Genomic DNA, 12,693 nt, shown 5'->3' with positions numbered 1-12,693 from the left:
TCGGAATATCCTATACTCGTTGCAGGATGCAGTTTCCCTCCCATTGAATGCCAGTACAGGGAGTCACAAATGGCTATTTTCGCCCACTTGCGGGCAATTTTTTCAGCATTATTGGCAGAATTATCTGATGAATAAAAAACGTCCCGTCTTGACCCCGGCAACCCTGTTATTGCTGCAGCCGGTCTGCATCGGTTCGGCCCTGGCAGCGGATCAGAAAGACAGCGATACGCTGGTGGTAATGGCGCAACCCATCGGATTGACCGAGCTGGGATCGCCGGTGTCCGTCAGCGTGATCGACGGCCAGGACCTGCGCAACGCCGCACCGCAGATTAACCTGTCGGAAAACCTTGGCAGCGTGCCGGGGCTGCAGCTTCAAAACCGGCAAAACTATGCGCAGGATCTGCAGTTGTCGATACGCGGATTCGGCAGCCGATCGATGTTCGGCGTGCGCGGGGTGCGCATGTACGTCGACGGCATCCCCGCCACCATGCCCGACGGCCAGGGACAAACCTCCAACATCGACATCAACTCCGTCGAGCGCATCGAGGTGCTGCGCGGCCCCTATTCCGCGCTGTACGGCAACGCTTCGGGCGGGGTGATCAACGTTGACACCCAGACCGGCGCCCAGCCGCCAACGCTGGAGGCCAGCAGCTATTTCGGCAGCGACAACACCTGGCGCTACGGGGTGAAAGCGACCGGCGCCACCGGCGACGGCACCCAGGCCGGCGACGTCAACTACGCCATCTCGGGCACCCGCTTCACCACTCAGGGCTATCGCGATCACAGCGCCGCGCGGAAAAACCTCGGCAACGGCAAGCTCGGCGTGCGGTTGGACGACGTCAGTACCCTGACACTGATGTTCAACAGCGTCTCCATTGACGCCGGCGATCCGGGCGGCCTGACCGAAGCGGAATGGAAGGAAAATCCGCGCCAGGCGCCGCGCGCGGATCAATACAACACCCGCAAGTCGCTCGATCAGACCCAGGCCGGCCTGCGCTATCAGCGCCAGATGAGCGAGCGCGACGAACTGACGCTGACCGCCTACCACGGCGAGCGCCACACCACGCAGTACCAATCCATTCCACGCGGGCCGCAGCTCAACCCTACCCACGCCGGCGGGGTGATCGTGCTGGAAAGAAAATATCAGGGCATTGACACTCGCTGGAAGCATGAGGATACTCTCGCCTCGTTACCGGTAACACTGATCGGCGGTCTGGATTATGAAACCATGACCGAACGCCGGCAGGGGTTTGAAAACTTTATTCTGCGAGACGGCACAGTGGACTACGGCGAGAAAGGCGACCAGCGGCGCAACGAGAAAAACCGCATCTGGAACCTGGATCCTTACCTGCAAACCTCTTGGCAACTGACGCCGCACTGGACGCTGGACGCCGGCCTGCGCTACAGCACGGTCAGCTTCGACTCGACCGACTACTACATCACGCCGCGCAACGGCGACGACAGCGGCAGCAAACGCTACCACCAGTGGCTGCCGATGGGCTCGCTCAACTATAAAATCAATCCGGCGTGGAACGTTTATCTCTCAGCCGGCCGCGGCTTTGAAACCCCGACCATCAACGAACTCTCCTACCGCCCCGACGGCCAGGCCGGCCTGAACATCGGTCTGCAGCCGTCCACCAGCGACACCGTCGAACTGGGCAGCAAACTGCGCCTCGGCAACGGCCTGGTAAGCGCCGCCCTGTTCCAGACCGATACCGACAACGAGCTGGTGGTGGCGGAAAGCAGCGGTGGGCGCACCAGCTACGCCAACGCCGGTAAAACCCGGCGGCGCGGCCTGGAACTGGCTCTGGATCAAGAGTTTGCGCTGGACTGGCGCCTGCATATGGCCTGGACGCTACTGGACGCCACCTACCGCAGCGAAATGTGCGGCAAAGCCGTTTGTACCCCGGCCCAAACCATTCCCGCCGGCAATCGCCTGCCGGGCATCGCCCGCAACATGGGCTACGCCTCGCTGGCCTATGCCCCGCCGGAAGGCTGGCACGCCGGCGCGGAGCTGCGCTACATGAGCGACATTCAGGCCAATGACGCCAACAGCGCGCAGGCACCCTCTTACACCGTGGCCGGCGTAAACGCCGGTTATCGCTTTACCTGGAACCGCTGGGCGCTGGACGTGTTCAGCCGGGTGGACAATGTTTTCGATCGCCGATACGTCGGTTCGGTGATCGTCAACGAAGGCAACGGCCGCTACTTCGAGCCGGCGCCGGGGCGCAACTGGGGTGGCGGCGCCACCTTGTCTTATCGCTTTGAATAAGGCAAAGCACCTTAAGGTTAAAAAACGGGATGGGTTTTACGTCACCCTAGCGGCTTCTCGCTGAAATAATAGGGAGAAACCGCGTGTTTTTTCCGATTTGGCTTAATCTCTAAATCGGGGACTTTCATTTTTGGTAAGGGTATTGCTATGCAAAATAAAGCGTCACTATCGCCGCTTATCGTCATAACGGCGCTGTTTGCCGCGCTGAGCGGGCTTTATCTGCTCGGCGGCGGCATCTGGCTGGCCAAGTTGGGCGGTTCGCTGTATTACATCATCGCCGGGCTGGTGCTGCTGGCGACTTCCTGGCTGCTGTTCCGCCGCCGCGCCACCGCGCTGCTGCTGTACGCGGTATTCCTGCTGGGCACCACGATTTGGGCCCTGTGGGAAGTGGGCCCGGACTTCTGGGCGCTGACGCCGCGCCTGGACGTCACCTTCTTCTTCGGCCTGTGGCTGGTGTTGCCGTTTATCTACCGCAAGCTGGTGGCCAACGGCAAATTCGCCTACGGCGCGCTGAGCGCGGCGCTGGCGATCACCGTCATCGCGCTGGCCTATGCCGTGTTCAACGATCCGCAAGAGATTAACGGCACCCTCGACGCCGCCCAGGTACAACCGAAAGACGCCACCGGCGCCGACTGGCCGGCCTATGGCCGCACCCAGGAAGGCACCCGTTACTCGCCGCTGAGCCAGATCAACGACAAAAACGTTGGCCAGCTGCAAGAGGTTTGGCGTTTCCAGACCGGCGATCTGAAGACCGCCAACGATCCGGGTGAGATCACCAACGAAGTCACGCCGATCAAGATCCGCGATACCCTTTACATGTGTACGCCGCACCAGAAGCTGTTCGCGCTGGATGCCGCCACCGGTAAAGAAAAATGGAAGTTTGATCCGCAGCTGAAATACAACCCAACCTTCCAGCACATCACCTGTCGCGGCGTGTCTTATCACGAAACCGCCGCAGCCGCAGGCGCCGCCGGCGACGCCGCTCCGGCGATGTGCGCACGCCGCATCATTCTGCCGGTCAACGACGGCCGTCTGTTCGCGCTGGACGCCGAAACCGGCAAACCCTGCCCGGACTTCGCCAACAACGGTGAGCTGAACCTGCAGAGCAATATGCCGTATGCGACGCCGGGCCACTACGAGCCGACCTCGCCGCCGGTGATCACCGATAAAGTGATCGTCGTCGCCGGCGCCGTGACCGACAACTACTCCAACCGCGAGCCTTCCGGCGTGATCCGCGGCTTCGACGTCAACAGCGGCAAGCTGCTGTGGGCCTTCGATCCGGGCGCGAAAGATCCGAACGCCATCCCGGCGGACGAGCACCACTTCGTGCCGAACTCGCCGAACTCCTGGGCGCCTGCCGCCTATGACGCCAAGCTGGATATCGTTTACCTGCCGATGGGCGTTTCCACTCCGGACATCTGGGGCGGCGATCGCACCCCGGAAATGGAACGCTACGCCAGCGGCCTGTTGGCGCTGAACGCCTCCACCGGCAAACTGGCCTGGTTCTATCAGACGGTCCACCATGACCTGTGGGATATGGACGTGCCGGCGCAGCCGACCCTGGCGGACATTACCGACAAGAGCGGTAAAAAAGTGCCGGTTATCTATGTGCCGACCAAAACCGGCAACATCTTCGTGCTGAACCGCACCAACGGCGAACTGGTGGTGCCGGCGCCGGAGAAACCGGTACCGCAGGGCCCGGCCAAGGGCGATCGCCTGTCACCGACCCAGCCGTTCTCCGAGTTGACCTTCCGTCCTGAAAAGAAACTGACCGGCGCCGACATGTGGGGCGCGACCATCTATGATCAGCTGGTCTGCCGCGTGATGTTCCACAGCCTGCGTTATGAAGGCACCTTCACCCCGCCTTCCGAGCAGGGCACGCTGGTGTTCCCGGGTAACCTGGGCATGTTCGAATGGGGCGGCCTGGCCGTCGATACCGATCGCGAAATCGCCATCGCCAACCCGATCGCGCTGCCGTTCGTCTCCAAACTGATCCCGCGCGGCCCAGGCAACCCGATTGAGCCGCCGGAAGGCGACAAAGGCGGCAGCGGCACCGAGTCCGGCGTACAGCCGCAGTATGGCGTGCCGTTCGGCGTCACCCTGAACCCGTTCCTGTCGCCGTTCGGCCTGCCGTGCAAACAGCCGGCCTGGGGTTACATTTCCGCCGTGGATCTGAAAACCAACGACATCGTCTGGAAAAAACGCATCGGCACCGTGCGCGACAGCTCACCGTTGCCGCTGCCGTTCAAAATGGGCATGCCGATGCTGGGCGGCCCGGTGACCACCGCCGGTAACGTGTTCTTCATCGGCGCCACCGCTGACAACTACCTGCGCGCCTTCAGCGTGACCAACGGTGAAAAACTGTGGGAAGCGCGCTTGCCGGCCGGCGGCCAGGCGACGCCGATGACCTATGAGGTCAACGGCAAGCAGTACGTGCTGATCTACGCCGGCGGCCACGGTTCCTTCGGCACCAAGCTGGGCGACTACGTGGTCGCTTACGCCCTGCCCGATCAGAAGTAACCGCCGCCGTTAGTACCCCGCAAAGCACGCCGCAAGGCGTGCTTTTTCTTTTCCCGCCCCGCCGGCTGTCCCCTCGCAATACCCTTAATTTTTTCACTCTCATTATTGATAATGGTTATCATTCGCAATATTATACCTCTGCGGCCCCGGCAGCGGCTGCGATCCTCTCCAGCTTAATGGGCAATACAACGATCGGCCGCCTTCGGGCGGCCCTATTCGGAGGCGCATGGTCGACCATACTCGGAAGCATCGAAAGAAGATTCTGCAAGCGGCGGTGAAAACGCGACGCGCCGGCCTGACGTTCGCGCCGGCGTCACCAGCCACGTCGCCCTTTATCGGCCAGCACCGCCAGACGCAAGCCGTGCTGATACACCTGATCGGCCATGATGACGCCCAGGAGGAACATGAATGAACCTGCAGCCCTTTACCGCCATGCTGATGTTCGCCTATGTGCTGCTGATGGTGCCGCTGCTCTACGTCATCGACAGCCGCCTGAGCGCCAGCAGGCTGGTGCGCAAAGCCACGCAAAACCTCATCATCATCGCCTTGACGCTGTTGTTCTTCAGCGCGATGACGCTGCTGTATTGACCTTGCCGCGGCTGTCGGCGGCGGATCGTCACCCGGCGTCCGGCCGCTTTGCCCGCGGATATTTCCACAGCCAGCGCCCGCTGACCATGCGCCAGTAGAATAAGGCGCCACGCACCGCCCAATCGAGGAACATCCCCAACCAGACGCCCACCACGCCCATGCCCAGTTCGATGCCCAGCGCGTAGCCGGCCACCACGCGGCACCCCCACATGCCGAGCATCGTCACCCACATGGCGAAACGGGCGTCGCGCGCGCCTTTCAACCCGGCGGGCAAGACCCAGGAAGCGGCCCAGATCGGCATAAAGGCGGCGTTGAGCCAGATCAGGGTTTTCACCACCGTTTTCACATCATCCTGCGAGGTGTAAAACGCGGCGAACACCCCGGCCAGCGGCGCGGTGCCCCAGGCGATGGCGGTCAGCCCAAGGGTCGACAGCCAGAAAATATGGCGCAGCTGCCGCTCCGCCTGGCCGATCTCGCCTTTGCCGAGCCGCCGGCCGACGATAATGGTCGAGGCCGATCCCAACGCGTTGCCCGGCAGGTTGATCAACGAAGCGATGGAGAAAGCGATAAAGTTACCGGCGATCACGTTGGTGCCCATGCCGGCGACAAACATCTGCGTCAACAGCTTGCCGCCGTTAAACAGTACCGACTCCACGCTGGCGGGAATGCCGATCCCCAACACTTCCCACAGGATGCTCATCTTGAGCGGCGTGAAATAGCTTTTCAACGTGATGTGCAGCGCCGGATTAAAGCCGATCGCCAGCACGTAGAGGATGGCGATGGCGCCGATATAGCGGGAAATCGTCAGCCCCAGCCCGGCGCCGACGAACCCCAGGCCATGCCAGCCCAGCATGCCGTAAATCAGGATGCTGCTGATGATGATATTGAGGATATTCATGCCGCCATTGATAAGCAGCGGGATCTTGGTGTTGCCCGCGCCGCGCAGGGCGCCGCTGCCGATCAGCGCAATCGCCGCCGCCGGATAGCTCCACACCGTGGTTTGCAGGTAAGAGAGCGCCAGCGCTTTCACCTCCGGTGAGGCCGCGCCGGCAATCACATCAATGATAGGCTCGCCCGCCAGGTGAATGCCCGCCGCCAACAGCAGCGCCACGCCGGTCATCAGCACCAGCGACTGACGCGCCGCCGCCCGCGCCCGCCGGCGATCGCGCTTGCCGAGGCTGAAGGCCACCACCACGGTGGTGCCGAGATCCACCGCGGCGAAAAAGGCGATGATCACCATGTTGAAACTGTCCGCCAGCCCCACCCCGGCCATCGCCTCTTTGCCGAGCCAACTCACCAGAAAGGTGCTCAGCACCCCCATCAACAGAACGCAGGCGTTCTCCAGAAAGATGGGCACCGCCAGTGGCGTGATCTCGCGCCAGAACAGCACGCGGTAGCTTTTCCGTTTGGCGTACCAGCGCGTATTTTCCACGCGCTGACGCAGTGCGGCATACAGGTTCAAGATGGGCTCGATGGGTAAAAGTGAAACATCATTTCAAATGATGATCGATAAATCGTTATCCTGCAAAGAATTTTGGGGCGCCCGTGGCGAGCGCCCGACAGGCGCAGCGTAGCGCTACTCCATGTAGTCTTCCTGATCGGCCTGCGCCGCCGCGATAAAGCGGGCGGTGCTGCGGCTGAGCGCAGCGCATTTTTCCGTCAGCAGCTGATTGCCCTGTTGCAGGGTCAGGTAACGCGCCTGGGTAAGCGCCGGCAACTGCCGATACCCGGCCGCCTGCGTGTCCCAGCCGCGGCGCTGCGCCGCGCGCATTGCGGTGCGCTGCAGCTTCACGTCGTCCGGTATCTCGCTGCGCCCGCAGTCCACGCGCAGGAAGTGTCCGCCGGCCAGCATCGAAGCGATGTGATCCAGCTGCGCCTGCAGCGGCGGCGCCGGTTTATGCGCCGTCTGCTGACAACCGACGAGTAGCAGCAATGCCACCGCGCCGCAAAGAGACGTGCGAAACAGAGTAGACATGGGGGCTCCGGGAAAACCTGTGGGTGATGAGATGATCTTAGGTGAGCGGACGTCGGGCGGCAAGGCGAGCAGCACGCACGGCCCGCTTAACGTCGGCCGCTGCTGACCTTGGTGGCGCGGGCGGGGTTGCCGGCGACGAATTCCAGCGTGGGGGAATAGTAAAACGGCAGCCAGGCGTTATAGCCGCTCTCCCACTCCCATTTGACCGGGCAAGGCCACAGCATGTCTTCATGCAGGATGTAATAGATCCACCGCCCGGGCGGGCGGCGCGGTTTGCGCGTTTTCATAGCGGGTTCGACGGCCTGATGGAATGCGATAGGGTCAACTGCTGTATTTTACCGCGATTTTCACCGTGGGGACAGCCTGCATTGCCGGCTTCATCCCCGGCGCCGGCTAGCGCCCTTTATTCACCGCCGCCTGCCGGCGCGCCGCTCTCGGCCCCCAGCACCACCACCCTGTCGGCCGAGTCGATGGTCGACTTTCTGTGGGCGACGATCACGCGCGTAATATTCAGCGAAGATATCGCCCGGTTGATCGCCGACTCATTCTCAACGTCCAGATGGCTGGTCGCTTCATCCATAAACAGCACGCTCGGGCGGCGATAGAGGGCGCGCGCGATAAACAGACGTTGCTTTTGCCCGCCGGAGATGCCGTTGCCCAACTCGCCGATCAGGGTTTCGTAGCCCATCGGCATCTGCATGATTTCATCGTGGATATTGCTGTGTATCGCGCAGGCCATGATCAGTTCTTTATTGGCATTGACCTCAAACCCGCTGATGTTTTCCGCAATGGACCCGGAGAACAGCCGGTCGTCCTGCAGCACGCAGGCGATCGCGTTACGGTAGTTATTCACCCCGACTTTATGGATATCCATCGCGTCGGCCAAAACCTGGCCGGAAGTGGGGCTGAGCAAACCGCACATCACCTTCAGCAAGGTGGTCTTACCCGCGCCGGAGGCGCCCACGACGGCCACGCTTTCGCCGGCCGCAATGCGCATGTTCAGATCTTTGAAGATCGGCCGCGACAGCGCGTCATATTGATACGTAAGATTTTTTACCTCAATGGCAATCCCCGTGCCCGAGGGGAAAACCTGTCGCGGCGCGGACTCCGTCTCCGCATCGGTAAAGACGATGTCGGATATCCTCTCATTGTGCAGCGACAGCATGCGCAAGCCGATCGCCAGGTCGATCAGGCTCGAGGCCCGCTGAGAGAACTGGCCGCGATAGGCATTGAATGCCATGAACATGCCGAGCGTCATGGAGTTGTCGATGACCATCATGGCGCCAAGCCACAGGATCGCCACCTGATCGAGCGTCGTGATAAAGGTATTGATCCCACCGAACATCATATTGAATCGGGTGATTTTGATATTGGTATTGGCGGCGTCGACGTTCAGATTGAGCCAATAGCTGGAGCGCGTTTCCTTGATGCCCAGCGCCTTGACGGTCGAGATGCCGTACAGCGTCTCCATGAAATGCGAGTTGGCCTTGGCCGCCTTGACGATCTGCTCCTCCGAGAATTGACGGTAGGTTCTGTAAGTCATCATCCTGATGAGGATGTAGATCAGAGTGAAGCCCGCCACGACCCAGACCAGCCAGCCGCCGTAGACCATCATCATCGCGAACAGCCCGACCGTCATGATGCCGTCGATGATCCCGCTGACGATATTATTGGTAAAGGTGGTTCTGATCGCATCCAGCGAGGAAAAGCGCGATTGAATGTCCCCCAGGTGCCGTTTTTCGAAAAAATCCAGCGGCAGCTTCATCAGGTGTTCAAACAGCGTCGTCTTCCACTGAATATCGGTCAGCGTCCCGAGCACGATGGAGATCCAGGCCCTGGCGATGCTGACCACCGCGCGGAACAAGGTGAAGAAGATCAGCCCCAAACAGATGACCGTCAGCAGGCTGTAGTCATGCGCCTGAATGACATGGTCGGTCACCAGTTGGGTTCCCACCGGCAGCAGCAGGTTGACCGACTCGATGACTATCGATAACGCAAAGATCTTGAGCAGCGTCCCCGGCAGACCCTCGATGTTTTTCATCAAATCCAGCAGGCGCAAACGGGTCTTGAGGGTCTCTTTTTGAAAGGCCCTGTCGGGCCACAGCTCCAACGCGATGCCGGTAAAATGATTCGACATCTCCTGCAGCCCGATCACTCTGCGCCCGAAGGCCGGATCGTGAATGACAAAACCAGCGCGCTGCACCTTAACCAACACCACGAAGTGATTCATATTCCAGTGCAGTATGCAGGGCGTTTTCAGCTGATTGATTTCGTCGATGTCCAAGGACAAGGCGCGCGTCTTCAGCTGGATTTGCGACGCGATTTGAGAGATCGTCCCCAGGGTCGCACCCTGGGTGGAAATGCCGAATCGCTGCCGCAGGCTCAGCATGTCCACATTAAACCCGTAATAGGAGGCGATCATGGCGAGGCACGCCAGGCCGCACTCCGATGACTCCGACTGCAAGATGCTCGGCACCCGCTTGCGCAGTGAGAATGTTAACTTCTCGTTGATCCGTTCAAAGAGATTATTGTCCTTCATCGACTCGCCCCACAACGCTGTTTTTTATGTCATACAAAGGCGCGACCGCCCACTGATAAAGCGGTTTCTTATCCAGGAAGACGATGACCCTGGCCTGCAGCCCGCTGCTGATTTCGAGATATTTGCCTTTATCGCTGAATTGCGTGTCGCTGATGGACGCCAGCACTTTGTAGTAGGCGTTCCTCTCCCTTTTATTTCCGCTGCTGTATTCCGACATTTCCTGCGGGGAGGCGGGGACCGACGAGATGGATTCTATTTTTCCCGGAAACTGACCGAATTTATCCGACGGGAAGGCTTCATAGCGAATGTTGATGCCATCGCCGATTTTCACGTAGGGCAAACTGTTATTCGGCAGCCATAAAACCAGATAATATTTGATGTTATCAATCGGCTTGATTTGCGCCAGACTGCTGCCGCTCTCGACCACCTGCCCGGCGGTCACGCTCAGCGACTCGATTTTCCCCTTGAGCGGCGCTTTGATAATGACTTGGCCGCCGGCATTGGACTCCGCCAGCTGGCGTTGTAAATCACTGCGTTGCGATTCGCTTTGCGATATCTGATTGTCGTAATCGGCGGCGCGAATCAGCAAATCGCTGCGCAACTGCGACAGTTGAATATTTTGCTGGATCTTTTGGCTGTAGAGCGCCTGATACGAGCTTTGCTGTTGTTGAAAGAGCGAGCGCTGATAATTTAACTGATCTTTGGTGATCAGGCCTTTCGTCAAATAGTGCTCGTAATTTTTCAGGCTATCGCGCATTTTATCCATCCCCTCTTTGGCGCTGAGGTTCAGTTTCTCGGTTTCTTTATAGGCGTTTTCATAGCTATTAATCTGTTTGCGCAAATTATCCAGCATGGCGGTTTTATTTTTATTCAGCTTGCTGATTATCGAATCCAGATTGCTAATCTGTTTGCTTATTTCGCTGGCCGCGATATGGCTGACATTGCCGGACGTGGTGCTTCTCGAGACATCAATCACATACAGCGGCTCGTCCTTTTCCACGACGTCACCGGCTTTATGGAATGCCTGGCTCACGTAACCGTATTGGGAGGAAAACACATTGGTGGAATGCGGGATGCTGATCACCTCGCCTTCAACATCGACCCGGCGCGTGTACTCGCAAAAATAGAGCGCGCCCGCCAGGATCAGAATAAAAGTGAAACAGGTGGCGGCAATCACATGGCTCGACGCGCCGGAAATTAACAGCGCCCTGCCGGTCCATCTTTGACGTTGATAATTGACCGCCTCCTGGCGGAAAATATTCCTGCTCTTATTATCACTCATAGGAAGAACCTGCGCTTGCCTGACCGGGAGACAGCCGCAGCGAGAACGCTGCGGCTTTGTACCGCGTATGGATTTAGCTGATGGTGCCGTTAATCAGCCCATCGAGGCCTTTTTTGGAGTATTCCAGCGTGGTGTCCCAGCCAATAACGGCTGCGGCCACGCCGCTGGCTACGCCGCCCAAGATGCCGCCGGCGACCATGCCGACGCCCTGGCCAATCGAGCCGACGCCCAGCAGACCGCCGCCGTCGCCGCCGTGCTTACCGCCGATGACGGCGCCCGCCATGCTGCCCACGGAGGCGCCCAGAGCGATGGATGAAACGGCTTCCGCGGCATTGGAGACGGCACTGCCAATCAGCCCCGACAGTCCATTGCTCATATCCCAGGAATAAGCGCCTGACACTTCATTCATTTCGATAACAGACAGTTCTTTCATTGGTTAATCTCCATATTTAAACGGACAAACACTGCCATACATGCGTGTTGTCATTGCATTGGCATCGGCCTGCAGCGCCTGATGCCACCAATAATGTCGCGCGAACAGACGACATTATATTTTTAATGGGGGTCTCTTTAATTCTGCGTAATGGTGAATGTCATCACCGCGTCGGCCTGTCCGGGGCTAATGGCTCCCGTTTGCTTATAGCGCGCCATCAAGGGGATCCTGATCTCTTTTTCAGCCGCGGTGTGGTAATTGATCGGTCTGGAAAACGTTAATGGATTACGGTTCTCATCCAACACTTCCACGGCGACGCCCTTCGCCGCATCGGCACCGTCGGCGATATCAATCATTCCCACGCCTGGCGAATTTCCGGCCGCCTCGAACGTGACCTGAACCGGAATATTGTCCTCCTGACATTGCAGAACCACGGAAAAATTGCGTTCGGAAGACGCCGCCGTGCTGCCGACGCCGTTAAACTCGCTGCGTTTAGGGCTGCCCAGATTTACCGTTTGATTTTTATAGTTCAAATCAACCAGGCAACTTTTCTGAATGACCTTCATGCCGGAAATACTGATATCCAAAATGGAGGTCGAATCCAGATAATATCTGGCGATAATTTTCCCGCCCATATCGCCGCCGGTTTTGATCGGGCCGGTTTTAATAAACGTCAGCCGAACATCGTTTCGATTGATCCACGGCGTCAGCAAGTTGGGCGAAATCGCCGTGTTGACGGGCACGTTCTTATTGCTCTGCCATAAGTCTGAAATCGTCACCCCCACGCCCTCAATGCCCGTTTCAAATACGCCGGGCAGCGCGCTCGGCGTCAGCGGCGACATGGAGCGATAGGCGACCGAACCGGAACAAAGAAAAGAAAACGTCGTGCCGTTAATACTGTTCTCGGTTCGAACAGCCAACTGCTCGCCGACTTCAATGCGCGGATCCACGGCCAGCGTCAGCAACCCCATACGGGCGGTTTTCGCGTTGGTGGTACAGGTGCCGGCATAAACCGCCGTCGTGAGCGTCGCCAGCCACACCAGGGCGCCGTAACCGAATATCCTGAGAAAAACGTTCATTTTCA

At 59.2% G+C, this 12,693-nt stretch carries 10 protein-coding genes; 3 read left to right on the top strand and 7 right to left on the bottom strand.

All coding sequences use genetic code 11. The annotated features are described in order from the left end of the window. Positions 1-127 precede the first annotated feature (127 nt). The 3 genes from pqqU (at position 128) to IMX17_RS02550 (ending at position 5,380) form a co-directional block, all read left to right on the top strand. The gene (gene pqqU, locus IMX17_RS02560; protein WP_370570830.1) at positions 128-2,272 is read left to right on the top strand and encodes a TonB-dependent receptor PqqU; all 2,145 of its coding nucleotides are present in this window, start codon (positions 128-130) and stop codon (positions 2,270-2,272) included. 147 nt (positions 2,273-2,419) lie between these two features. Continuing rightward, positions 2,420-4,792 (top strand): glucose/quinate/shikimate family membrane-bound PQQ-dependent dehydrogenase, encoded by a 2,373-nt coding sequence (locus IMX17_RS02555; protein WP_033650791.1) that lies wholly within the window; start codon positions 2,420-2,422, stop codon positions 4,790-4,792. A gap of 408 nt (positions 4,793-5,200) precedes the next feature. Next, positions 5,201-5,380, top strand: coding sequence for a hypothetical protein (locus IMX17_RS02550; protein ID WP_182264227.1), 180 nt, complete (start codon positions 5,201-5,203; stop codon positions 5,378-5,380). Positions 5,381-5,408: 28 nt separating this feature from the next. Here the strand turns inward: IMX17_RS02550 and IMX17_RS02545 are convergent, their stop codons facing one another. From IMX17_RS02545 to IMX17_RS02515, 7 genes are all read right to left on the bottom strand, one after another. After that, the gene (locus IMX17_RS02545; RefSeq protein ID WP_182264226.1) at positions 5,409-6,842 is read right to left on the bottom strand and encodes an EmmdR/YeeO family multidrug/toxin efflux MATE transporter; all 1,434 of its coding nucleotides are present in this window, start codon (positions 6,840-6,842) and stop codon (positions 5,409-5,411) included. A gap of 114 nt (positions 6,843-6,956) precedes the next feature. Further along, a complete protein-coding gene (gspS, locus tag IMX17_RS02540) occupies positions 6,957-7,355 on the bottom strand; it encodes a type II secretion system pilot lipoprotein GspS (protein WP_046896516.1) in 399 nt (132 codons plus the stop codon). Positions 7,356-7,441: 86 nt separating this feature from the next. After that, positions 7,442-7,642 (bottom strand): hypothetical protein, encoded by a 201-nt coding sequence (locus IMX17_RS02535; RefSeq protein ID WP_015378375.1) that lies wholly within the window; start codon positions 7,640-7,642, stop codon positions 7,442-7,444. 116 nt (positions 7,643-7,758) lie between these two features. Further along, positions 7,759-9,894 (bottom strand): peptidase domain-containing ABC transporter, encoded by a 2,136-nt coding sequence (locus IMX17_RS02530; protein ID WP_004935271.1) that lies wholly within the window; start codon positions 9,892-9,894, stop codon positions 7,759-7,761. After that, positions 9,881-11,176, bottom strand: a complete 1,296-nt coding sequence (locus tag IMX17_RS02525) for an HlyD family secretion protein (RefSeq protein WP_015378377.1) — start codon at positions 11,174-11,176, stop codon at positions 9,881-9,883. Before IMX17_RS02525 ends, IMX17_RS02530 begins: the two co-directional genes overlap by 14 nt. 73 nt (positions 11,177-11,249) lie before the next feature. Next, positions 11,250-11,609 carry a hypothetical protein gene (locus IMX17_RS02520; RefSeq protein WP_004935280.1) on the bottom strand — a complete coding sequence of 120 codons (360 nt, stop codon included), beginning with the start codon at positions 11,607-11,609 and terminating at the stop codon, positions 11,250-11,252. 137 nt (positions 11,610-11,746) lie between these two features. Next, the gene (locus IMX17_RS02515) at positions 11,747-12,688 is read right to left on the bottom strand and encodes a fimbrial protein (protein ID WP_033643645.1); all 942 of its coding nucleotides are present in this window, start codon (positions 12,686-12,688) and stop codon (positions 11,747-11,749) included. Positions 12,689-12,693 lie beyond the last annotated feature (5 nt).

The sequence above is a fragment of the Serratia sp. X3 genome, from assembly GCF_014982455.1.
GTDB classification, from domain to species: Bacteria; Pseudomonadota; Gammaproteobacteria; order Enterobacterales; family Enterobacteriaceae; genus Serratia; species Serratia ureilytica.
The sequence above is the reverse complement of the archived record's forward strand: the minus strand, read 5'-3'. Positions and strand labels throughout refer to the sequence as shown.